This window comes from Myxococcus sp. AB025B (assembly GCF_006518215.1).
Classification (GTDB): domain Bacteria; phylum Myxococcota; class Myxococcia; order Myxococcales; family Myxococcaceae; genus Myxococcus; species Myxococcus fulvus.
In genome coordinates, this window is sequence record NZ_SRLW01000169.1 from 1 (window position 1) to 21,443 (window position 21,443).

Below are 21,443 nucleotides of genomic sequence, written 5' to 3' on the forward strand. Positions count from 1 at the left end.
GTGGTGGAGGTGGCGGCGGCCCCGGTACGTGGGGCACCACGGTCGAGGGCTCCGTCACCGAGAAGATCGGCGCGCTGGCGGTCATCAACGCGGTGACGGGAGTCTCGTTCGCGGTCGGCGGAGACTCGACGGAGGCGATCGGCGCTGCCCGTATCGAGTTGATCAACGGCGGCAAGAACGAGCAGGTGGGTATCGCGAAGCTCGAGACCGTGGGCGCGTACATGGTGAAGGTGGCCAAGGCGCTCGCCATCGATGCGAAGGGGGCCGTGGCCATCAACGTGGCCAGCCAGACCCAGGACATCACCGGAGGCCACTCCATCACCGCGGGCGCCTCGGGCGTGGTGACCGCCGCCAATCTCAAGCTCGAGGCGTCCGGGAAGATCACCCTGACGTGTGGAGCCTCCGAGGTCGTCATCGATTCCAGCGGCGTGGCCATCAAGGGCGCGCTGGGCGTCACCATCGAAGGCACCTCCGAAATCAAGATGCACCCTCCCGCCATCATGCCGGGATGAGGAGAAGGACATGAGCATGCAGGCACTCAAGAGCGTGGCACGTGAAGAGGCCGAGACCTCCGAGGAGTCTCCGCGTCAGGTGAGGCTGGCACCGGCGCCCGCGGCCGCCCTGCCTCCGATGAGCCTGGGGCGACTGGTGGCGAGGGAGGGCGCGGGGTGGCGCGTGCGCATCGGCGCCACGGAGCACCTGCTCCAGGTGGACCCCGCGGTGGACCCCGCGCTCCTCGACGAAGCGCTCGCCTCGGGCGCGAGGGTCATCGTGGATGCCTCCGACCAGACGCCGCTCATCGCGGGCCTGCTCACCACGCAGCGCGCGCTGCACCTGGACCGACAGGGAGCGGTCAACGCGCGCGTGCGCAGCTTCTCCGTGACGGCGGACGAGAAGGCGCTGCTGCGCGTCCCCGGCGCGTTCCTCCAAGTCACCGCGACCGAGGTCGAGCTGTACGCCGACCGGGTCATCACCCGTGCACGCGAGGTGGCCAAGGTCCTGGCCACCCTCATCAAGCTGAACTAGGAGCCCGCGCCATGAGCGTCACCGCGCTTGGAATGACGGTCGTCGGAGAGAAGAGCAAGCACACCGTGGTGCCCATGGCGCCCAACATGTGCCACACGCCCGCGGCGCCCAGTCCGCTGCCCATGCCCTACCCCATCACCGGGGACTCGGGCTCGCTGAGCGTCAAGTGCAGCAACATCGAGATCGAGAGCAAGCACGTCCACAGCTCGTTCTGCAAGACGGGGAACATGAAGGGCAACGAGCCCGGCGTCGCGCTCACCAAGGACATCACCGTCGCGGGCGTCAACCGCGGCGTGGCGTGGGGGCTGCCCGTCCCCGCCGTCACCGTGCACTTCGAGGGCAAGCCCGTCTGCGTGACGGGGAACGTGGGCTTCGGGGACTCCCGGTAGGGGCGTGGGCGTGACGGAGCGGATGGGCATCCAGACAGTCCAGGCGTTGCTCGATGAGGCGTTGCTCGGCTTGAGGGCGGTGACAGACCCGGCGCTGCCCGTCCGGCAGGCCGAGGAGCAGCTCGCGCTGGCTCTGCGTGAGGCCTACGAGGCCCACGCGGCGCGCGCGCAGTTCAACATCCGGCGCGAGCGCATCCGCGCCATGGCGACGAACCTCCACGCGGCGGCGCGGCTGCTCACGCAGGTCCCCACGGAGGACCCGGGCGGACTCGCGGAGCTGGCGCTGCTCCAGCAGGCCATGAAGGCGGCCATCGGCGCCCTGGGTGAGCCCTTCTCCACGGGCGCCGACACGCGCCCGCTGCCGCCCAAGGTCCGCGCCGAGCCCCTGCGCGCGAGCCTCCGCGAGCCCCGGCTGCTCGAGCCGGTGCGCGAGGTCCTCCTGCCGGCCGTCCCCCTGCCGGAGCTGCCCGAGCCGGAAGCGCCGCCCCCTGCCCCACCCGCGGCGCCTCCGCCCGTGACGACGCTCGCGCAGCTCGACGCGCTGCTCGCCAAGGCGCACGCACGGCTGGCGGCGTTCGAGGCCGAAGAAGACAACGACGAGGACGCCGCGCCGGAGGAGGACGAAGCGAGGGTCGCGGCGACGGACGCGCAGGCCCTGCCCCTCCACTTCGGCCACCCGAAGGCCGAGGAGGACGTGCTCTTCGGCCATGCGCGCACCTGCCTGGAGGAGCTGGGGATGTTCGGGCTGATGCGTCGGGCCCGGCCCCTCACGCCCTGGTCGAACAGCGAGCGCACCGAGCAACGGCTGGTGCGCCGCGTGGACGCCATCGTCGCCTGTGGCCCTCCCATCCTGCCGCGACTGGTGAAGCTGCTGGAGGAGCGTCCCGAGCCGGACCCCGAGCTCACCTGGGCCAACGTGTTCCTCTTCGGCTCGCTCGCCGGGGACGACGCGCTCGACCAGGCCCTGCGCATCATCCGGACCGTGGAGCTGAGCGAGCCGAGGATGGCCGAGGCGGTGACGGACGCGCTCTCGCTCGCGCCACATCCCGGCATCGAGCGGGCGGTGCGCCCGTGGCTGGACGCGGAGCTGCCGGCGCGGAGGGCCGCGGGCCTGCGCGTCCTCGCGCGGCGCGGCGCGCTCTCCGTGTCCGACGTGGAGCGCGGACTGGAGGACCCGGAGCTGGAGGTGATTCGAGCCGCGAGCCAGGCGCTCGGGGCCACCCAGGGTCCCCTGCCGCACCGCGCGCTCGAGCAGGCGCTGCGCCACGAGGACGAGGAGGTCGTCCGCGCCGCGCTGGAGAGCGCCCTGCTGCGAAGAAGCGAGCAGGGCCTGGAGCGAGCGCGCGCGTTGGTGCTGAAGGGTCAGGGCGCCTTCGCGGACGCGGCTCTCTTCCTGGCGGTGTCCGCGGACGCGTCCGGAGCCGACGACCTGCGCGCCGCGCTGGACTCGGGTGACGTGCCCGCGGTGCTGCGGGCCCTGGGGTGGTTCGGGGACCTGTCGTTCATGGAGGTGCTGCTCGAGCACCTGGCGATGGACGCGCCCGACACGAAGGTCGCGGCGCTGGACGCGCTGCAACGGATGACAGGCGCGTCCCTGACGGAGGACGTCCCGAGCCCCGAGTACACGCGGGACGCCCTGCCCTTCCAGCGGCCCTTCACGCCGCCCACGCCCGTGCTCGACCTCACGGACCGGGCCATCGTGTGGGCGGACTGGTGGGCGAAGCATGGCCGCCATGCCAGGAAGGGCACGCGCTACCGCTTCGGGCATGCGTGGAGTCCGAAGGTCTCCCTTTGGGAGCTGGAGGCTCCGGAGTCACTGCCCGCGGTGCGCCGGTGGGTGCACGTGGAGCTGGCGGTGCGCACGGGCGGAGCCGTTCCGTTGGACCGCGCGGACTTCGTCGTCCGGCAGCTCGCGCAGCTCGAGGCCTGGAGGGTTCATGTGGAGTCGGGCAGCCGGCGGAGCCCGTCGGATGGATGGACGACGCGGTATGCGAGGTGACGTGACGTGAACACGCCCGAGCTGCTCAACGGCACCTCATCCACGGTGGCCCTCGTTCCCCAGTTGGGGATGGACGGAGGCATCCTGATGGTGGTCCTCATCAAGGAGCTCTTCTCCATCGCCCCGGGCAGCGCGCGGGTGACACGCGTCGGTGGCGCCCAGGTCCGCCACGCCGACGAGCCCTGGGACAAGAAGGCGCCCGAGGCCAGCAGCATCCAGCTCCCCGCGGACGTGTGCATCCGCAAGCCCTCCACGGATGTGGTGGTGGTGGGCAACGCCATGAGCAAGGGTGGCCAGGCCGTCAAACAACTGGACGTCCACATCGAGGTGGGCCCCGTCGCCAAGAGCCTGCGCGTGTTCGGCACGCGGGTCTGGTACCGGGGCGCGCTCGGGCTGGCGCTGGGACCGCCGCAGCCCTTCACCAGCGTGCCCCTGAAGTGGGAGCTCGCGTATGGGGGCTTCGACGCGAGTGACGCCAACAAGCCGCCCGTGGAGGAGGCACGCAACCCCCTGGGGCGCGGCGTCGCGCGGGACTCGGACATGCTGGTGAACCAGCTTGCACCGCAGATCGAGGATCCACGCGACCTCATCTCCTCCGCCAGGACGCGGCCCGCGCCCGCCGGCGTGGGCGCCATCGGCAGACACTGGGAGCCCCGTCGTCGCTACGCGGGGACCGCGGACGAGAAGTGGATGAAGGAGCGCATGCCGCTGCAGCCGCTGGACTTCGACGAGCGCCACAACCAGTGCGCGACGCCCGAGCTCATCTGCCCCGAGTACTTGAAGGGGGGCGAGATGGTGAAGCTGCTCAACCTCTCCGCGGGCGGCTCGTATCACTTCGCGCTCCCCCGCCTGCACTTCGCGGTGACGGCGCGGACGGACCAGGGGGAGAAGGAGCACCGCCCGGTCCTCGACACGGTGCTGCTGCGACCCTCGGACGAGGAGACGCTGGAGCTGACGTGGCGCACCGTGGTGCCCATGCCGCGCCCCGCGCGCCGCCTGCACTACATCCAGGTGCACGAGAAGGAGGTCCTGCGATGAGCTCCTCTAAACGCCTGGACTCGGCGCACTACGGCGGACGGTGGGGCTCCGCGCCCGTCATCGTAGGGACGTCCACGTGGAACGGGCTGGCCTTCGCGCCGTACCAGACGTGGGCCTTCCGCCGCGCGGAGCTGTCCGCATACGCGGAGACGCCCTTCCGCGCGCCCAACGGGAAGCGCGTGACGATGGCGCCCATCCGGACGCTGCCCACCCGGGACTCGGGCGCCGAGCGGCTGGTGCCCATCGCCACCCGGACGTTGACGCAGCTGCTGACGAACCTGGAGGAGCTGCCACCGAACGCGACCGTGGCCCTGGTGCTCTGTCTTCCCGAGCGGATGGGGGAGCGGACGCAGGAGGGCTTCGCCACGCAGCGACGCCAGGTGGAGAAGGCGCTGGTGCGGCTCCTGGAGGAGCGAGACGTCCGGCCCGTGGTCCACGTCGTGCCGCGGGGGCATGCCTCGCTGGCCTTCGCGCTCATCGAGGCGGGCGAGGCGCTGCGAGGCCGCAAGGTGGACCTCGCGCTCGTCGGAGGCGTGGACACGTACTACGACCCGGAGGTGGTCCAGACGCTCATCGACCAGCAGCGCATCTTCGATGGGGAGAACCTGGACACCTTCGTCGGAGGAGAGGGCGCGGCCTTCTGCGCGCTGACCCGGACGGACGTGGCGAAGCGGACGAAGTGGCCGGTGCTCGCGCGGCTCGACACCGTGGCCACCGACGTCGAGCTGGCCACCCAGGACAACGACATGCCCTGCATGGCGGCGGCGCTGACACGCGCGGGCCGCGTGGTGTCCGAGCGGCTCCGTGAAGAGCGACGCACGCTGGACTGGTGGCTCTCCGACATGACGGCGGAGGAGCTGCGCGTGCACGAGTTCAAGCTGGCCTGGCCTCGGGTGGCCCACGACGTGATGCCCCCGGAGGCCACGCTCGAGTACCTGTCGGAGTGCCTGGGAGACCTCGGCGCCGCGGCGATGCCGACGGGGCTGGCCGTCGCGGTGGAGGGCATGCTGCGAGGTGACCCGGGCGCGGCCACCTGCCTGCTGACGGGCTCGAGCGCGGGCGGCGCGCGCGGCGTGGTCCTGCTCTCACGGGAGCCGTGAGATGGGCTCAGCGCAGGTCCTCCGGGAAGACGAAGCGGCGCAGCCAGGCCCCTGTCTTCTGCTCCTCCTGGAAGCCACCCCAGAACTCGGTGGGCTTCTTGACGAAGTGGGGTTCCAGGACACGCGCCACCTCGGCGTAGGCGGAGGGGTACTCGAGCGCGTTGACGTCACCGAGCGTCGGGGCCGCGCCCGCCTGGATGAGCGTGGTCCCCTTCAGCGTGTGCACGTGGACCTCGGACGTCCAGGCACGGGCCTTGAGCGCGGCGACGTCCAGCGCGAGCTTCCCGGCGAGGCCGTCACCCACGAGTGTGAGCCAGTTGCTCCCGGGCAGCCCTTCGCCCACGCACCAGGACATGGCATCCGGGTCCTGGATGTCGAGCCCGAGGTAGCGCTGGCTGGAGCGGTACAGACTCCAGAACGCGGTGGACTTGACCCACTCGTTCCAGGTGCCCACGTAGCCGCCCACGCCGCAGAGCAGGGGCCAGCGCTCGCCAACCTCCTTGGCCAATTGAAGCAGCTGCTTCGGGTCCAGGGTCTCCGGCAGCAGCACCTGGAGGAAGCCTCGACGGCCCCGTGCCGCGTCCAGCTCCCGGTAGATGAAGCCGAGCCCTGGCGCTCCGAGGTCATCCACCAGGCGGAACGTGAACAGGTGCCTGACGCGGACATCGGCCCAGGAGACGGAGAGGGAGGCGAGCACGTCGTCGGCGACCCGAGGCGTGAAGCGGTGCCACTCCGGAAGCGTGGAGGTGGTGTACCAGGTGAGTCGCTCGGCGGGAGCCAGTTGGAGGAAGCGCCGGAGCAGGGCCGCGGCGCCCTCGGTGGCCCAGACGTAGGGCTCATCCAGGTACAGCGTCAGCCCGAGGGCATATCGGGTCAGCGTCACCTCCGGGTTCTCCGCGAGCACGTCGCCCCCCGGTCCACGCAGCTTCGACATCGTCACCGCCTCCTGGCAACACCCCGAGCGATGTACGACTATCACGAGACCGTGGCTTCAAGAGACCCAGGCGAGCTTCCCGCCGCCGCGAGGCGCCCCGCACCCGAGGACCCCACATCATGAAGCTCGCACACGCATTCCGCCGGGCCAGCGGCGAGTCGGCCTGGGATTGCCATTTCCTGGCGGACCGGTGGGATGGCAAGGACTGGATGGAGGACCACGCGGAGTCGTGGGTGGGCCAGGTGGTGGACGGGCGCGTCTACACGCTGCTGGGTCAGGTGGGGTGGCTCACGTCGCTCTGGCGCTCGCCGTCGGGCACGGTCTACGTGGCCGAGGGCAGCTTCCGTCGTGGAGGGGTGCACATCAACCGCTCGGAGAATCCCTCGCGTCCGGCGTGGGAGTTCCACGAGCTGCCGTGCGTCGTGTCTGGCATCTGGGGACTGGATGACCGGTTCGTGCTGGCGTGGGGGCCGCATTCACAGCAGCGCAAGGAGTCGTTCTACCGCTGGGATGGCAGGCAATGGCATGAGCTTCCCTGCCCTGGCGAGGTCTTCGCGGTGCATGGGCTGGCGCCGGACCTGGTCTACGCGGTGGGTGGGGAGGGGCTCATCGCGCGCTGGGATGGGGCGCGGTGGCATCCGGCGCCGTCCTTCACGGAGGCGGTGATGACGGCTGTGCATGTCGTCAGCGAGGATGAGATGTATGCGTGCAGCGACGCGGGGGTGCACGAGGGCAGCGTCTATGGTTGGTCGGAGGTGGCGGAGTCCCCGGGGATGTTGATGAGCGTGGCGAAGTACCGGGAGCAGGTCTGGGTGGCGGGTGGGACGTATGGGCTCTTCACGCTGCGCGGCAATCAGCTCGAGGAGGTGGAGGCGCCCGTGAAGCCCCTGAGCCTGGACACCCGGAAGCGGCTGGTGATGGCCACGTCGGAGGGGTTGGTCGACACCGAGGACGCGAAGGAGTTCCGGACCATTCCGCTCGCGGACTTCGTCGCCTGCGTCCAGGACATTCCACGCAAGTGGTGAGAGACTCGATTCACGAAGGTCAGCGAAGCCGTCCGTTCGAGGGGGACCCGACATGACAGCCAGCGCGCCCACGCCACCACCGCACACACCCGTCAACTACCTTGAGGGCGGTGGCAGCAGCTTCTTCTCCCGGCAGTGCCAGCAACTGCTCATCCAGGCCAAGCTGAACCCGGACTGGTTCGGCTCGTATGACCACGTCGCCAAGCTCAACAAGGAGGCACGGGCCAAATGCAACCGTTGGGACACGGCGACTGCCGCGGAGCATGCCGCGGGGATGAAGGACGGGACTCCGCTGGAGCGGCCCACGGCTGGTGACCGCTATCTCGCCAGTTGCCAGTCAGGCCATCTTGTCCGTGACTCCAACTTCCGGGAGAGCGGTTCGGATGACATGGGCAATGATGCGCGCGGAGACCCCTGCCGGAACGTCATCGACGGCTATGAGTCGAATCGCGCACCCGCTGTTCCCCAGCAAGGCATGGCCTCCGAGAACATGGAGCACGGACGTCATACCCGCCGGGAGAACGCGGACACCCAACGGCGGCGCTACGAGAACTCCGAGACAGGTCGGCCGGAGACAGACTACAGCCAGCGCCAACGACACGCGGATGAAGACGAACGCGTCAACCAGTACGTGAGGGAACACCGGCAGCGGTGGCGTACCTCCGAACGCGAGGCGAACCAACAACCTCCAGGACTTGCAGGGGCGAGTGGGACGGGAGCAGGAGGCTCGGCCAGCGCCTCGGGAGGGCCAGGAGGCGCCGCGGGCGCGGGCCTGGGCTCAGTGAAGTCCCCAACCTGTCCTCCGGCCGACGTCGTTGATGGGAAGTCCGCCGCCAAGTGCATCAACAACTGGCGTAAGAAGGCCGAAGCACAGATGAAGCAGAAGATGGCGGATGACATGGCCAAACATGAGCGGGACAGCACCGTTCCCGCCTCATTCACGGGTTCGCCGCCACCGCCTTCTCGCCAGGACCAGTACCAGGCTCATCTGGACCAGAACGTCCACAATGCCACCGCCAACCGAGAAGCCGCACGGGGAACGCCCGGAGAGGATGCGGCCAAGGCGGAAGTCACCAGGGCGCGGCGAGCAGCCAATACCTTCCGGAGGGGGCGCTGCCGGGCTGAACAGGCCTCGCGCCTGCGCGGCGACCCTGGAGCAGGGCCTCCGCGAACCAAGGGCAGTGCGCGCTGAGCGTCATCCCTCTATCTCAACCTGTTTTCAAAGGTCCCCTCGAATGAGCCCCACGAAAATCGATTCCGTCGCCGAGACAGCCACATCCTTCATCAGCAACTACCTCGTCCAGCGCCAGTACTTCACCCCATCTGATGAACTGGACGAGAACGACGACGGCTCCCTGCGGCTCTCGCTCTACAGAGCCATGCCGGACCAGACCTCGCCCGGAACCATCGTGTACACCTTTGTCTATGGGTCGAAGGTCGAGAAGGACGGTCCCGAGCTCCAGCAGTGGGTCGAGCAGATCATGGCCGCGCTGAAGGAGGCTCATCCCGAGGTCTCTCAGTTCAAGAGCACCATCGAACTCGACGCCTGGGACTACTGAAGGCCCATTCAATGCGGGCCGCGAGCCCCATCACGCGGCCTACATCGCCTGCAGACCCCAGATCGCCATAGCCGCCGACGGAGGGCCTACAGGAAGCCACATTCGGAACTTTCCTCGAATGAGCCCCACGAGAATCGATACCGTCGCAGATACCGCCACGTCCTTCATCGACGACTACCTCACCCAACATGGGAACTTCACGCCTGATGAGGAGGTTGACTCATCGGATCCCGGCGCTCTGCGACTCTCGCTCTACAGAGCCATGCCGGACCAGACGTCACCGGGAACCATCGTGTACACCTTCATCTACGGGTCGAAGGTCGAGAAGGATGATCCCGAACTCCAGCAGTGGCTGGAGCAGATCATGGTCGCGCTCAAGGAGACCCATCCGGAGGTTTCCCAGTACCAGAGCGTCATCGAGCTGAATTCATCGGACTATTGAGCAAGCGCGCTGCTGGGCCGGTCAGTCCATGCAATCGAGAAGAAAGCCTGAAGCGGGCCTACCACGCACTCTGGGCACGGCGGACAGAGCAGTCCCAAGCGCCGTGAAAGCAGGCTCATGAGGTCTCTTCAAATGAACTCCGCGAACATCAATACCGTCGCCACCACCGCGATGTCCTTCATCAATGACTACCTCGCCAAGCATCATTACTTCACGCCCTCGGACGAGGCGGACGAGAACGACGACGGAGTCCTGAGGTTATCACTCTACAGGGCCATGCCAGACATGAACTCGTCGGGGACCATCGAGTACGTCTTCATCTATGGGGCGAAGGTCCGGAAGAACAGCCCCGAACTCCAGCAGTGGGTCCAACAGATCATGGATGCATTGAAGGAGACTCATCCGGAGGTCTCCCAGTTCGAGAGCGCCATCCGGCTCAACGCCTGGGACTACTGAGCCCCTACTCCACCCCGAGCAACGAACCCCACCGCGGGTGGCGACGAGCGCGCCACCCGCGGAAGGAAGCCCGGCTCACTCCATGGCGGAGACGACCTGCGCGTCACACGTGGTCGGGTTGATCCACGACTGCGCATTGTCCAGGTAGCAGAGGACGCCCTGCGTGCCGTAGGCGGCCTGGCCGATGGTGGCCGAGCAGGTCGCGGTGCCGGCGTTGTACGTCACCGCCAACTGCCAGAGGCAGGTCTTCGCGGCACCGGTCGGGTCCGCCGGGTTCGTCGTGTAGTAGTACGTCTGCGTCACCGAGCTGGCCGGGGCAACTTCCACCTGGAAGACGCCGTTGACCGACGGCTTCGCGACGGGGCCGAGCGGGTTCGGAGGGGGAATGGCCAGGCGGACGCCGGAAAGCGTGCCCCCGAAGCTGACATTGACGCCCGTCCAGTTGCCCACGGCGAAGGTCTGCAGAGGGTTCGCCAGGAGCGACGCGCCACCCTCGGCGTGACGCGCCTTCAGCTCGAAGGTCTCCGTCTTCACCGCGGTGACGTACTCACCCCGGAAGAACTCCAGCCCACCAAAGTCGAACTGCTCGGCGGCGGCGACGGACGGCGCGAGGGACAGCAGGGAGACGGCCAGGAAACGCTTCACGTTCCTCGTCATGGGTACTCCTCCTGTGTTGTCTGGTGTTGGCCTGAGCCGCAACCTTCCTAACATCGGCCCCCCTTTTATTGCAAATCACAACAAGGAAAACACGCATTTCCAGTCAAAACGGAGGATTTCAGCCAGCACTTGTCTGCCATTGCCAGGGCCTGGAAAAACGCCACGGATGGGTCAGCGACGCACCCAGGTGTCATTCGAGAACCGTGGATTCGTCCGCTCGCGGACACTCATCAAGTCAGACATCGAGAGCCGTGGAAAAATCCAGACGACCCATCAAAGACACACACCCGAAGCTCCCAGTGGGGTTACGCGGAACCAGGCTTCGAGCCTGGAACCCCACGTCGGATGCGACGCCCTGGCGCGGCCCACTCCCGCTCCGGCCGCCACGTCCGCGAGCGCGTCGGGCTCGCCCCCGCTTCGAAGAGACCTGGAGGAGTGGAGCGCCGCGCGGCGGCTTCCGGACACAACGGACCTGGGCAGGCACGGAGGCCCGGAGCCCCCCATCCCGGAGCCCCGAGCCCAAGCCCGCCTCCAGGGCAACGAAGCAAGCACGGGAGGCCAGCCGCCAGCGAGCTGCACGCCGAAAAGAAAAAGGGCCGGCTGCTTTCGCAGCCGGCCCTTCTCTACTCTCTAGCCGACACCCAGGCTTGAACTGGGGACCTACTGATTACGAATCAGTTGCTCTACCGCTGAGCTATGTCGGCGCAAGGCGGCGCGGGAAGTACCATGGCGTTCCGGGTAGGGCAAGCCGAAATGAAGGCCCTCCCGTTTTCAATCCGGCCCAGGTGCTTCGTTCCCCAACGAACAACCCCACCCCACCGTGACATCCATGACACGGTGCATCCGCCGTCGGTGACACAGCGCGTTGCCATAAGTCCCCGTCATCGCTCCGGTTTTTCGGGAGGAAGCGTGGCGCCACGGCGGTTGAACTCGGTTGGCGCATATGCACATAAGGGCGCCGCTATCCCCGCGTCCCCGGCCCGAGCGTGGCTGGGACCACAAGGAGCCGTTTTCGACATGGCCAGCGAAGAGAACTTCATGCGCGCTCCGGCGCCGACGCCGAAGCGCACCGTCTACACCGAGGCGATGGAGATCTTCCATCGGGCCGCCGACCTCATCAAGCTGGACAAGCGCGTCCGGCTGGAGCTCGAGGAGCCCGACTACGAGCACATCTTCTATGTGACGGCGAAGCTGAAGGATCGCCTCGTGCCGCTCATCCCGGAGCGCGCCAAGCAGTTCGCGGACCTGCCGGAGACGCAGGTGCGCAACAAGGAGGGCCTGGAGGCCCTGGCCAACGGCAGCATCATCCTCAACGGCCGCGCCCTCTTGGGCTCCGACGTGGCCATCCGCCAGGGCCACCTGCGCCTGCCGGACGGCAAGGTCTACCAGCTGGTCCCCGGCGAGTCCCAGCGCTTCAAGGCCTACCGCGTCCAGCACAACCAGGCCCGTGGTCCCTACAAGGGCGGCCTGCGCTACCACCGCGAGGTGTCCCTGGACCTCTTCAAGGCCCTGGCCGCGGAGATGACCTGGAAGACGGCCATCGCCGAGGTCCCCTTCGGCGGCGGCAAGGGCGGCATCCAGATCGACCCGCGCGAGTACGGCCGCGAGGAGCTGGAGGCGATCACCCTGCGCTTCATGTACCGGCTCAAGAGCCTCATCGGGCCCAACATCGACATCCCGGCCCCGGACGTGGGCACCAACCCGGAGATCATGGCGCTCCTGTACCGCCAGTTCTCCGACGGTGAGCGCGAGCGCCACAACCTGCGCGGCATCGTCACGGGCAAGGACGTGCGCATCGGCGGCTCCGAGGGCCGCGGCAAGGCCACCGGCCAGGGCGTCGCGTTCTGCATCGAGGACTACTACGCGGACCGTGGCGAGAGCGTGAAGGGCAAGACCTTCGTCATCCAGGGCTTCGGCAACGTGGGCAGCCACGCCGCCAACATCCTGGGCGGCATGGGCGCGCGCCTGCTGGCGGTCAACGACGCGGACGGCACCATCTACAACGGTGACGGCATCGACGTGCAGGCGCTCACCGCCTACGTGCAGGACCCCAAGAACCTCAAGCGCAGCGTGCTCGGCTTCCCGGGCGCCCAGCGCATCGAGAAGAAGGACCTGTGGGATGTCCAGGCGGACATCCTCGTCCCCGCCGCCCTGGGTGGAGAGATCACGGCGGACATCGCCGAGCGCCTCAAGGTCAAGCTCATCGCCGAGGGCGCCAACGGCCCCACCACCCCGGAGGCCGACCGCGTCCTGCAGAAGCGCGGCATCGAGCTCATCCCGGACATCATCGCCAACGCCGGCGGCGTGACGGTGAGCTACTACGAGTGGATCCAGAACAAGCGCATGGAGCGCTGGAGCGAGGCCGAGGTCGACCAGCGCCTGGAGCGCGCGATGAAGCGCAACTACCGCATCATCCGCGACATCTCCCGCAACCAGCCGCGCAAGACGGACATGCACGACAGCCGCCAGTACTGCGTCGGCGAGACCGTGGACAGCCGCTGCGCCGCGATGATCCTCGCGCTCAAGCGCATCGAGGCCCATTACCTGCTCGAGGGCTTCTCGCAGTAGGCCCTCTCGCCTCCTGAAAGCGCCAAGGGCACGGTTCTCCTCGTGAGGACCGTGCCCTTGTCACGTCGTGGCGCCCGCTGTGGCGGCCCCAGGCGGCCCCCTGTCCCGGGAGCGTCGTCGGGCCACCGGGCCGCTCAGCCAGGCGGCCACGAGCACTTCAGTGCATCACCCGCTCGCGGTCCACCAGGAGCAGCGGCGCGTCGTCGTGCGTCTCGTACGCCACGATTCGCAGCCCCACCCCGCGGCTGGAGCCCTCGCGCCCGTCCTTGCGGCCGAACGCCAGCGCCACCTGGTAGCGCACCTCGCACAGGCACGTCATCTCCGTGCCGTCCTCGCCCGCGAACGTCACCTTCAGCTTCTCCCCCAGCCCCACCGCGTCGCGGACCTCCACGAACATGCCTCGCGCGCTGATGTTGCGCCCCACCCCCCTCATCATCCCGTCCTGGGTGGTGAGGTAGACGGTGAAGACCTTGTCGAAGCGCAGGTGACTGCGGCGCTCTTGCGGACGCTCGAACACTGGGGGTGCCTCCCGGCAACAGGTGGTGACAGGCACACCCTACATGGTAGCCACATGTAGGCAATTTATTCACCTACATCCACCCCCACACACCTACGAGAAGGCTGCTCCCTGTTGCGCGGGGACATGGCACCATCCGGATTCCCCCCGTACCCCGGAGCCCCTCGTCTTGAGCCGCTTTCTGGTCGCCGCCGTCGCCCTCCTCCTGCCCACCCTGGCCCTGGCCGACGTGGACTCGCGCTTCGCCAAGCTGCGCGACGAAGCCGAGCCGCTGGGGGGGCTGGGGGCCTTCCTCGAGAAGTACATCGGCGCGTGTGAAGGGGCGCTGGTGGACCCGAAGTGCAAGGCGGACGCCGAGGCCTTCCGCAAGAAGTACCAGGGCAAGCGGCTGTACATGATCATCGGCGAGGACGACGCGACCATGCTGTCGCCGGGGCCGTACAACCCGGGCGCCGGGGAGTACACCATCAACATCACCCCGTTCTTCCCGGGCGGCCGCTACGCGCTCACCCACGGGGCGCCGAAGAAGCAGGACGGCAACGGCAACCCGGTGCTGCCCTTCCTCACCGTCACGGGCACGCTGCCGGAGGGGTGGAACGGCTCGCTCTTCTCGCGCATGTTCTCCATGCGGCAGGTGCGCGCCCAGGTCGTCTTCACGCCGCAGGCCGTGTGGTCCCTGCCGAAGAAGGGCGGCGGGAAGAACCACGGCGTGACGGCCCGCATCGACGGGCTCATCCTCACCGAGGGCCGCACGGGCCACCCGCTGGGCCTGTGGCTCAACGGCAAGGACGCCAACGCCAGCCGCTAGGCGGACGTCCTCGGGGGCTCCCTCACCGGGCGATGGCCAGGTACTGCTGGGAGTCCCCTCGCTTCACCCGAAGGAGGATGCTGGCCCCGGAGCTCCCCTTGGAGAGGGCCGCGCGCACCCCGGCCGCGTCCTTCACCCGCTTGCGGTTGACCTCCGTCACCACGTCGCCCATGCGCAGCCCCGCCGCCTCCGCGGGGCTCCTGGGCGACACCGCGGACACCAGCGCCCCGTCCCAGGCCACCTGGTTGAGCGGCGCGGCCACCTCGGGCGTCAAATCCCGCAGCGTCAGCCCCAGGTCCTCGTCGCTCGTCACACGCTGGACCAGCCCCTCGGCGGCCTCCTGCGCGGGGCGCTCCACCAGCCGCACCGCCACCTCCTGCGTCGTCCCCTGGCGCAGCAGCGTCAGCTTCGCCTCCGTCCCGGGCGCCAGCAGCGCCACCTTCCGGAGCAGCTGCAGGTACGAGCCGATGGTGCGCCCGTTCACCGCCACCAGCCGGTCCCCGGAGCGGATGCCGGCCGCGGCCGCGGGGCTGCCCTGGTAGACGTCCTTCACCAGCGGGGCCCGGCGCTCGGCGCTCTCCCGGTCGTCGTTGACGATGACGCCCAGCCAGCCGCGCGTCAGCTTCCCGTTCTCCCGCAGGTTCGGCAGCAGGTCCTTCACCAGGTTGATGGGCACCGCGAAGCCGATGCCCTGCCCCTGGCTGATGATGGCCGTGTTCACCCCCACCACCTCGCCCTTCATGTTGAAGAGCGGCCCGCCGGAGTTGCCCGGGTTGATGAGCGCGTCGGTCTGGATGAAGTCGTCGAACTGGCCCACGCCCAGCACGCGCTCCTTGGCCGAAATCATCCCGTGCGACACCGAGTGGTCCAGGCCGAACGGGTTGCCGATGGCCACCACCCAGTCCCCCACCTCCAGCCGGTCCGAGTCCCCCAGGTAGAGCGCGGGCAGGTCCCCCATCTCCGAGCCGCTGAGCCTCAGCAGCGCCACGTCCGTGGACGCGTCGCGGCCCACCACCTCGGCGGAGAACTCTCGGCCGTCCGACAGGCGCACGGCGATCTTGCTCGCCCCCGACACCACGTGGCTGTTGGTGACGACCAGCCCGTCGGGCGTCAGCACGAAGCCCGAGCCCGTCGAGCGCTTCATCCCGGCAAGGCCACTGTCCCGGGGGCTCACCGTGGTGATGTTGACGACGCCCGCCTCCACCGCGCGGATCAACGGCGCCAGCGACGTGGGCGGCACGAAGGCGGGCAGGCCCGTCTCCCCCGCGGGACGCTCGCGCCACAGGCCCAGCGCGCCGCCGGGGCGGGCCTCACCCGAGCCCTGGTACGAGAACCAGGCGGCGTGCTCTCGCATGCGCGCCTGCAGCCAGGGCCCCACCGGCCCCTCCTCGGCGGACGCCGTCAGGGGGAGCACGGCCACGGACAACAGGACGAAGAGCAGTCGGGAAGCCACGAGGTGGCAGCTTATACGGCGGCGCATGACGAGCGACGGGAACAACCCACCCCGCCGCCGTCTTCCTCGTTTTCCGGTGGGGACGTCCTCAGGCCTGGGCGGGCGCCACGTACTTGGCCACCTTCACCCGGGCCGGGCGGATGACGCGCTCCTTGAGCCGGTAGCCCGCGCGAATCTCCGCCACCACCTTCTGGTCCTCGTCGGGCGAGGTGGTGATCTCCATGTCCGTGGCCTCGGCCACGTTGGGGTCGAACGGCTGCCCCGTCACGCTGATGCGCTCGATGCCCATGCCCTGGGCCTTGCTCAAGAGCGAGTCGCGGATCATCCGCACGCCCTGCGCCAGGGGCGAGTGGTCCTGGCCGCTCATGGAGAGCGCCCGGTCCAGCTCGTCGATGGCCTCCAGGAGCGCCACGGCCACGTTGCCGCGCTCCACGTCCATCATCCGCTCGCGCTCGCGGGTGAGCCGCTGCTTGAACTCCTCGCGGTCCTTGTTCACCGCCTGGTAGGCGCGCGCCAGCTCGTCCACCCGGCGCCGGGAGGACTCCAGGTCGGCGCGCAGCCGCTCCTTCTCCGCGTCGGCCGCCTCGGAGACCACGTCATCGGCGGGCGTCCTGGCCTCGGCCTCGCCCGCCGCACCGGCCTCCGGGCCCGGCGGACCTCCGCCGTTGGCGGACTGGGCGTGCTGGGATTCCTGGGAGGGGTCGGAGTGCGAGGGACCGGACATGTCGAACCTGAAGTCGAGGTGGAGGAAGGCGCTTCACGCGCGGGTAGGCGTCAACGGGCGCAACCTAACCGCGCGCGAGTGCGTGTCAACGAGCGGAGCTAGTGCTCCTGGGCGGCGGGGGACTCGGCCATGAACCCATGGTCGACCTGTCCCGTCACCTCGTCGATGATCTCCACCTGGGCGGCCCGCAGCGAGTAGTAGAGGAGCCAGCGCTCCGCCGCCGTCAACGTCCCCGCCGGCAGCGCCTCCTCTATCTCCTGAACCGTGAGCCGCCCCTCCTTGAGCCCCTTCGCGAAGAGGGCCTTCCGGGCCATGTAGCTCTTGCCGATCCTGTTCTCCACGGCGACGCCTCCTTTAGGTCTCAAGATAATTTCGCCCCCCGGACACCGCAGGAATGCGCGGTGGCGGGGGGCGTGGGCCAGGCCGGAGAGCAGGCGCCCGGACGTCGGCTACGAGTCCAGGGGCTTGTCGGCGTGCTGCGTCGGCGGAGGTGGCTCCTCGTTGCTGCCCACCGGGTGGGCGGAGATGACCTGGCGGGCCTCGGGGTGCAACAGCCCCCGCTGCGCCAGCACCTTGGGGCCGAGGATGGTCACCATCGTGTCCTCCTCCACCACCTCCACCGCGAGCAGCCGCGCCGCCAGCGCCTGCACCTTGTCCCGGTGCTTGCTGAGCACCTCCCGGGCCCGGTCCAGCGCCTCGCTGACGAGCTTGCGCACCTCCTCGTCGATCATCCGCGCCGTCTGCTCGGAGTACGTCCGCGACTCGGGCAGGCCCGCGGAGCGCAGGAAGTTGGGGCCGTGGTCCGCGCTGAGCGCGACGGGCCCCAGCGTGCTCATGCCGTAGTCGCGCACCATCATCTTCGCGACCTCGGTGGCCTGCCGGATGTCGTTGGACGCGCCGGTGGACACCTCGCCGATGAAGATCTCCTCCGCGGCGCGGCCCCCCATCATCCCCGCCATCTTGTCGCGCAGCTCGTCCAGCGACATGAGGTAGCGGTCCTCCAGGGGCAGCGACATGGTGTAGCCCAGCGCCGCGAGCCCGCGCGGGATGATGGAGACCTTCGTCACCCGCTCGGCGTGCGGCAGCATCCACCCCACCACCGCGTGGCCCGCCTCGTGGTGCGCGACGATCTCCTTCTCGCGCTCGTTCATCCGGCGGTTCTTCTTCTCCAGGCCCGCGACGACGCGCTCGATGGCCTCCTCGAAGTCCGCCCGCATCACCGCGTCGCGGTTGCGTCGGGCCGCCAGCAGCGCCGCCTCGTTCACCACGTTGGCCAGGTCCGCGCCCGCGAAGCCCGGCGTGCGCGAGGCGATGGTCTTCAGGTCCACGTCCGGGCCCAGCTTCACGCCGCGGGCGTGGATCTCCAGCACCCGCTCGCGACCGCGCTTGTCCGGACGGTCCACCAGCACCTGCCGGTCGAAGCGGCCCGGCCGCATCAGCGCGCTGTCGAGAATCTCCGGGCGGTTGGTCGCCGCCAGGATGATGAGGCCCGCGCGGCTGTCGAAGCCGTCCATCTCCGCCAATAGCTGGTTGAGCGTCTGCTCGCGCTCGTCATGGCCGCCGGCCACGCCCGAGTTGCGGCTCTTGCCAATGGCGTCCAGCTCGTCGATGAAGATGATGCAGGGCGCCTTGGCCGTGGCCTGGGCGAACAGGTCGCGCACGCGGGCCGCGCCCACGCCGACGAACATCTCCACGAACTCCGAGCCAGACAGGCTGAAGAACGGCACGCCCGCCTCGCCCGCCACCGCGCGCGCCAAGAGCGTCTTGCCCGTGCCCGGTGGGCCCACCAGCAGCACCCCCTTGGGGATGCGGCCCCCCAGGCGGCGGAACTTCTCCGGCGTCTTGAGGAACTCGACGATTTCGCGCAGCTCGTCCACCGCCTCGTCCACGCCCGCCACGTCCTTGAAGCCCACGCCGGTGTCGGCCTCCGCCTGCACCTTGGCGCGCGTCTTCCCGAAGCTCATGACGCTCTGCGGACCCTGGCCGATGCCGCCGGCCACCCGGCGCATCATGAAGCTCCAGAAGAGGAAGAACAGCCCCAGCGGCAGCAGCCATATCCAGAGGGCCTCGCCCAACCCGGACTGCGGCACCGCCTCGAACTGGACGCCCTTCTGCTCGAGCAGCGGCACCAGCGACTCGTCCCCCTGGACGCGGTAGGCCATCCACGGCAACGCGCTGGGCTCGCCTCGCAGCGGACGCTCACCCTGCGCCGGCGGAGGCGGCTGGGCGGTGTCCTTGAGGAAGCCCTTCACCCACTCGTTGGAGATCTGGACCCGGCTGAAGTTGCCGGACTCCACCGCGTCCCGGAACTGGCTGTAGCTCACCCGGCGGACGCCCGCGTCCTGGAACACGTTCCGGAAGAGAAGGAAGCCCAGGACGAGCAGCAGGATGTAGCCCAGCGGTGAGCCGAACTTGAACCCCTTGCCCGGCGTCCCTGGCTTGTCGGACTTCTTTCCCCGCGGGCCCACACCCGGCGGGAGCTCCTGTGGCTTCATCGTCGGCACGCTCGCCCTCCCCCTCCCCGCTCATTCGGGCCCCGTGCCCGGATGGCGTCACCCTCAGCCGGGCAAAGATGTTCACCGGCGCCAGAGCGTCAACCCGCTGGACGGTCTCCCTGCACCCCGGACGCACCCGAGTCGCGAGATCAGCGACACCCGACGCGCCACAACGGTTGACCGGTGAACTCCGTCCCCAGCAGATACCCCTCGCCATCCGACAGGTACGACACCGCCTCGGCCTGCGCCTGGGGCGCGCCCGGCACCTCGACGAGCGAGCCCTTCAAGAGCGACTCGAAATCCTCCGCCCCCGGCTGGCGCAGCTCCCACACGCGCGAGTAGGTGCGAATCAGCATCCGCTGTCCGGAGGCCTGCAGCGACGCGCCCGTCGTCGCGCGGTCCACGCCCCCCGGCGCCTCCAGCGTGCCCAGCTTCGTCGCCTGGATGGCGGCGCCGGGCTTCAGGCCGTCCAGCGCGAAGACCTCCCCCAGCGAGCGCCGCGTCTTGGTGAGGACCATGAGCCGCCCCGAGCGCGCGTCCGCCACCAGCGCCTCCACGTCATGGGCACCGTCCGGATAGGTGAAGGCCAGCACCTCCACGGCCACCGTCGCGTCGCCGAGCGCGTCCGGCTCCGGCAGCCGGTACAGGCGCACCTGGTCGCGAATCTCGAAGTTGTCGCCCGTGTCCGCCAGGAAGACACACGTGCGCATCTCCCCGGGTGAGCACGGCCCCACCGCCACGTCCTCCAGATCCCGGGGCTGGGCGCCGGTGAGCTTCAGCCGGGCCCGCACGCGGCCGGTCTCGTCGATGGCGAACAGCTCGAAGTCGTTGCCGGAGTCGTTGTGGGCCCAGAAGACGCCGGGGAAGCGGCGGCTGGCGGCCAGGCCGGACAGCTCCGGCAGCTCGGAGGGCACCTCACCGGTGCGCAGCGGCACGCCGTACCAGGTGCACCCGGGCAGGCCCGTCGCCGGGGGCTGGGAGCCGGCGTCCTCGACGCCCGAGTCGGGCGGCAGGGGCTTGGGACTCGAGCAACCGACGAGCCCCATCCCCACGAGGAGGGCCCAGGTCCAGCGGGGCCACACGTCAGGAGTCCAGGTCCAACAGCTTCGCCAGCGTCTTGGCGTCCGCGTCGGGGAAGCGGTACTGCGACATCTCCTCCAGCGTCACCCAGCGGTGGTCATGCACGCGCAGGTGGCGGATGTGGTGCTCGGCCTCGGCCAGACGGCAGCGGAACACCCGGAAGTCGATGTCGTAGGTGGGATACTCGTGGCGGGTGTGCATGGCCTGGTCGAGCACCTCCACGGCCACCCCCATCTCCTCGTGGATCTCCCGGATGAGCGCCTCGGGGTCGCTCTCCCCCTCTTCCACCCGTCCGCCGGGGAACTCCCACAGCAGGGGGAGCGACGCGGTGGGGGGGCGCTGGGTGATGAGGTAGCGTCCCTGCTCGTTCTCGAGCATCGCACCGACGACGCGGACGTGGCGACGGGCCATTCGCTTCTCCTGACTCCTGGGCAGGCCAACGAGGGAGGGGCGGCCTAACACAGCCCTCGCCCGGCGCCAATGCCACAGCCCCCTTTCAGGCAGCCTAGGCACGCCCCAGGCCGGCGCCCAGCCCTCCTCCAGGGTGGCACTCCACCCTGCGCCGGGCACCCCGCCGGCCGAGGCCTCCCCGGCTCCGACTCCAGCCCCACGTCAGTGTTGGAGGCCGGGCGTCGGCGACAAAGCATGTGGTGAATTGGATGACGAGCGGGCCGGATGGCGTCATGCTCGCATTCATGAAGACGAGTCGCGCGGAAAGGGCCGAGGTGCTCGGGGCGGCACTGAAGGCCGCCCGCCAGGCGAAGGGGTTCGGCATGGAGGAAGTCGCCGAGCGCCTGGAGATGCCCGTGGAGGTTCTTTCCCGAGTGGAACGCGGGGTGATGGTGCCCACCATCTCCACCCTGGTACGGCTGTGCATCATCCTCCGGTTGGATCCGGACAATCTGCCGGAGGAGCTGCCGGAGATGAGTGACTGAGGATGCATCCGGAAGCGTTCCGGGACGAGGGCTGATGGCCCCACCCGGCGCCTGACGGATGGACGGGGCGTGTCGAGGGGAGGACTTCCGTCCATGCCGCCGAGAGGCGATGCTTCGACGGGCCCGCTCGCACGTCGGACTCTCTCTCCCCCTCGCCGCCATCGATGCGCTGTCCCGCCTGTCATCGCCGTGTGGTGGAGGGGACAGTGCTCCACCACACGGCGATGACAGGCGGGAC

Annotated in this window: 22 protein-coding genes, 1 tRNA gene and 1 pseudogene; 14 read left to right on the forward strand and 10 right to left on the reverse strand. The window is 69.2% G+C overall.

Annotation, left to right across the window (positions count from 1 at the left end):
- The 6 genes from FL311_RS44215 to FL311_RS25725 form a co-directional block, all read left to right on the forward strand.
- The coding region (locus FL311_RS44215; protein ID WP_305036170.1) for a hypothetical protein at positions 1-512 on the forward strand (512 nt) is incomplete at its 5' end.
- Positions 513-522: 10 nt separating this feature from the next.
- The gene (locus tag FL311_RS25705; RefSeq protein ID WP_141328920.1) at positions 523-1,026 is read left to right on the forward strand and encodes a hypothetical protein; all 504 of its coding nucleotides are present in this window, start codon (positions 523-525) and stop codon (positions 1,024-1,026) included.
- A gap of 11 nt (positions 1,027-1,037) precedes the next feature.
- On the forward strand, positions 1,038-1,415 hold the full coding sequence (locus tag FL311_RS25710; protein ID WP_046714488.1) for a PAAR-like domain-containing protein: 378 nt from the start codon (positions 1,038-1,040) through the stop codon (positions 1,413-1,415).
- 10 nt (positions 1,416-1,425) lie between these two features.
- Positions 1,426-3,414, forward strand: a complete 1,989-nt coding sequence (locus FL311_RS25715; RefSeq protein ID WP_141328922.1) for a hypothetical protein — start codon at positions 1,426-1,428, stop codon at positions 3,412-3,414.
- Positions 3,415-3,420: 6 nt separating this feature from the next.
- On the forward strand, positions 3,421-4,452 hold the full coding sequence (locus FL311_RS25720) for a DUF2169 domain-containing protein (RefSeq protein ID WP_141328924.1): 1,032 nt from the start codon (positions 3,421-3,423) through the stop codon (positions 4,450-4,452).
- Complete coding sequence (locus tag FL311_RS25725) at positions 4,449-5,552, forward strand: hypothetical protein (RefSeq protein WP_141328926.1); 1,104 nt, start codon at positions 4,449-4,451, stop codon at positions 5,550-5,552. The genes FL311_RS25720 and FL311_RS25725 overlap by 4 nt, the downstream gene beginning before the upstream one ends.
- Before the next feature lie 7 nt (positions 5,553-5,559).
- On the opposite strand, the gene FL311_RS25730 is transcribed toward FL311_RS25725, so the two are convergent.
- Positions 5,560-6,486 carry a type VI immunity family protein gene (locus FL311_RS25730; protein WP_141328928.1) on the reverse strand — a complete coding sequence of 309 codons (927 nt, stop codon included), beginning with the start codon at positions 6,484-6,486 and terminating at the stop codon, positions 5,560-5,562.
- A gap of 119 nt (positions 6,487-6,605) precedes the next feature.
- On the opposite strand from FL311_RS25730, the gene FL311_RS25735 reads away from it, so the two are divergent.
- The 5 genes from FL311_RS25735 (at position 6,606) to FL311_RS25755 (ending at position 9,968) form a co-directional block, all read left to right on the forward strand.
- Positions 6,606-7,511: a hypothetical protein gene (locus FL311_RS25735; RefSeq protein ID WP_141328930.1), complete on the forward strand. Its 906-nt coding sequence runs from the start codon at positions 6,606-6,608 to the stop codon at positions 7,509-7,511.
- A gap of 52 nt (positions 7,512-7,563) precedes the next feature.
- Positions 7,564-8,703 (forward strand): hypothetical protein, encoded by a 1,140-nt coding sequence (locus FL311_RS25740; RefSeq protein ID WP_141328932.1) that lies wholly within the window; start codon positions 7,564-7,566, stop codon positions 8,701-8,703.
- 43 nt (positions 8,704-8,746) lie between these two features.
- Entirely contained in the window at positions 8,747-9,070 is a 324-nt protein-coding gene (locus tag FL311_RS25745; protein ID WP_141328934.1) for a hypothetical protein, read from the forward strand.
- Positions 9,071-9,188: 118 nt separating this feature from the next.
- Positions 9,189-9,512, forward strand: coding sequence for a hypothetical protein (locus FL311_RS25750; protein WP_141328936.1), 324 nt, complete (start codon positions 9,189-9,191; stop codon positions 9,510-9,512).
- 132 nt (positions 9,513-9,644) lie between these two features.
- Entirely contained in the window at positions 9,645-9,968 is a 324-nt protein-coding gene (locus FL311_RS25755) for a hypothetical protein (protein WP_141328937.1), read from the forward strand.
- A gap of 75 nt (positions 9,969-10,043) precedes the next feature.
- Here FL311_RS25755 and FL311_RS25760 read toward each other — a convergent pair whose 3' ends face one another.
- Together FL311_RS25760 and FL311_RS25765 are read right to left on the reverse strand one after the other, a co-directional pair.
- Positions 10,044-10,625, reverse strand: coding sequence for a hypothetical protein (locus tag FL311_RS25760; RefSeq protein ID WP_141328939.1), 582 nt, complete (start codon positions 10,623-10,625; stop codon positions 10,044-10,046).
- A 632-nt stretch (positions 10,626-11,257) separates the two neighbouring features.
- A tRNA-Thr gene (locus tag FL311_RS25765) sits at positions 11,258-11,329 on the reverse strand.
- A 313-nt stretch (positions 11,330-11,642) separates the two neighbouring features.
- Between FL311_RS25765 and FL311_RS25770 the strand changes: the two genes are divergently transcribed.
- Positions 11,643-13,193 (forward strand): Glu/Leu/Phe/Val dehydrogenase, encoded by a 1,551-nt coding sequence (locus tag FL311_RS25770; RefSeq protein ID WP_141328940.1) that lies wholly within the window; start codon positions 11,643-11,645, stop codon positions 13,191-13,193.
- A gap of 157 nt (positions 13,194-13,350) precedes the next feature.
- Here the strand turns inward: FL311_RS25770 and FL311_RS25775 are convergent.
- Positions 13,351-13,766: pseudogene (locus tag FL311_RS25775) on the reverse strand (PilZ domain-containing protein).
- Positions 13,767-13,879: 113 nt separating this feature from the next.
- Here FL311_RS25775 and FL311_RS25780 point away from each other — a divergent pair.
- A complete protein-coding gene (locus FL311_RS25780; RefSeq protein WP_141328942.1) occupies positions 13,880-14,518 on the forward strand; it encodes a DUF6066 family protein in 639 nt (212 codons plus the stop codon).
- Between the two features lie 22 nt (positions 14,519-14,540).
- Here FL311_RS25780 and FL311_RS25785 read toward each other — a convergent pair whose 3' ends face one another.
- The 6 genes from FL311_RS25785 to FL311_RS25810 all read right to left on the reverse strand — a co-directional run bounded on the left by FL311_RS25785 (position 14,541) and on the right by FL311_RS25810 (position 20,681).
- Positions 14,541-15,998, reverse strand: a complete 1,458-nt coding sequence (locus tag FL311_RS25785) for a trypsin-like peptidase domain-containing protein (protein ID WP_141328950.1) — start codon at positions 15,996-15,998, stop codon at positions 14,541-14,543.
- Positions 15,999-16,059: 61 nt separating this feature from the next.
- A complete protein-coding gene (locus tag FL311_RS25790) occupies positions 16,060-16,695 on the reverse strand; it encodes a nucleotide exchange factor GrpE (protein ID WP_141328944.1) in 636 nt (211 codons plus the stop codon).
- Positions 16,696-16,793: 98 nt separating this feature from the next.
- Positions 16,794-17,036, reverse strand: coding sequence for an RNA polymerase sigma factor region1.1 domain-containing protein (locus FL311_RS25795; RefSeq protein ID WP_046714502.1), 243 nt, complete (start codon positions 17,034-17,036; stop codon positions 16,794-16,796).
- A 108-nt stretch (positions 17,037-17,144) separates the two neighbouring features.
- On the reverse strand, positions 17,145-19,190 hold the full coding sequence (gene ftsH / locus FL311_RS25800) for an ATP-dependent zinc metalloprotease FtsH (protein WP_223785584.1): 2,046 nt from the start codon (positions 19,188-19,190) through the stop codon (positions 17,145-17,147).
- A gap of 149 nt (positions 19,191-19,339) precedes the next feature.
- On the reverse strand, positions 19,340-20,236 hold the full coding sequence (locus tag FL311_RS25805; RefSeq protein WP_141328952.1) for a hypothetical protein: 897 nt from the start codon (positions 20,234-20,236) through the stop codon (positions 19,340-19,342).
- 37 nt (positions 20,237-20,273) lie between these two features.
- Positions 20,274-20,681 (reverse strand): (deoxy)nucleoside triphosphate pyrophosphohydrolase, encoded by a 408-nt coding sequence (locus FL311_RS25810; RefSeq protein WP_141328948.1) that lies wholly within the window; start codon positions 20,679-20,681, stop codon positions 20,274-20,276.
- Positions 20,682-20,929: 248 nt separating this feature from the next.
- Here FL311_RS25810 and FL311_RS25815 point away from each other — a divergent pair, with 248 nt between their 5' ends.
- The gene (locus FL311_RS25815) at positions 20,930-21,205 is read left to right on the forward strand and encodes a helix-turn-helix domain-containing protein (protein WP_228557076.1); all 276 of its coding nucleotides are present in this window, start codon (positions 20,930-20,932) and stop codon (positions 21,203-21,205) included.
- Positions 21,206-21,443 lie beyond the last annotated feature (238 nt).

Bases quoted from the DNA above. Each gene is read 5' to 3' on its own strand.
- FL311_RS25735 (WP_141328930.1), top strand. From the start codon at position 6,606: ATGAAGCTCGCACACGCATTCCGCCGGGCCAGCGGCGAGTCGGCCTGG.
- FL311_RS25710 (WP_046714488.1), top strand. From the start codon at position 1,038: ATGAGCGTCACCGCGCTTGGAATGACGGTCGTCGGAGAGAAGAGCAAG.
- FL311_RS25740 (WP_141328932.1), top strand. From the start codon at position 7,564: ATGACAGCCAGCGCGCCCACGCCACCACCGCACACACCCGTCAACTAC.
- FL311_RS25785 (WP_141328950.1), bottom strand. From the start codon at position 15,998: ATGCGCCGCCGTATAAGCTGCCACCTCGTGGCTTCCCGACTGCTCTTC.
- FL311_RS25815 (WP_228557076.1), top strand. From the start codon at position 20,930: ATGACGAGCGGGCCGGATGGCGTCATGCTCGCATTCATGAAGACGAGT.
- FL311_RS25770 (WP_141328940.1), top strand. From the start codon at position 11,643: ATGGCCAGCGAAGAGAACTTCATGCGCGCTCCGGCGCCGACGCCGAAG.
- FL311_RS25755 (WP_141328937.1), top strand. From the start codon at position 9,645: ATGAACTCCGCGAACATCAATACCGTCGCCACCACCGCGATGTCCTTC.
- FL311_RS25705 (WP_141328920.1), top strand. From the start codon at position 523: ATGAGCATGCAGGCACTCAAGAGCGTGGCACGTGAAGAGGCCGAGACC.
- FL311_RS25810 (WP_141328948.1), bottom strand. From the start codon at position 20,681: ATGGCCCGTCGCCACGTCCGCGTCGTCGGTGCGATGCTCGAGAACGAG.
- FL311_RS25760 (WP_141328939.1), bottom strand. From the start codon at position 10,625: ATGACGAGGAACGTGAAGCGTTTCCTGGCCGTCTCCCTGCTGTCCCTC.
- FL311_RS25730 (WP_141328928.1), bottom strand. From the start codon at position 6,486: ATGTCGAAGCTGCGTGGACCGGGGGGCGACGTGCTCGCGGAGAACCCG.
- ftsH (WP_223785584.1), bottom strand. From the start codon at position 19,190: ATGAAGCCACAGGAGCTCCCGCCGGGTGTGGGCCCGCGGGGAAAGAAG.
- FL311_RS25750 (WP_141328936.1), top strand. From the start codon at position 9,189: ATGAGCCCCACGAGAATCGATACCGTCGCAGATACCGCCACGTCCTTC.
- FL311_RS25745 (WP_141328934.1), top strand. From the start codon at position 8,747: ATGAGCCCCACGAAAATCGATTCCGTCGCCGAGACAGCCACATCCTTC.
- FL311_RS25805 (WP_141328952.1), bottom strand. From the start codon at position 20,236: ATGGGGCTCGTCGGTTGCTCGAGTCCCAAGCCCCTGCCGCCCGACTCG.
- FL311_RS25725 (WP_141328926.1), top strand. From the start codon at position 4,449: ATGAGCTCCTCTAAACGCCTGGACTCGGCGCACTACGGCGGACGGTGG.
- FL311_RS25790 (WP_141328944.1), bottom strand. From the start codon at position 16,695: ATGTCCGGTCCCTCGCACTCCGACCCCTCCCAGGAATCCCAGCACGCC.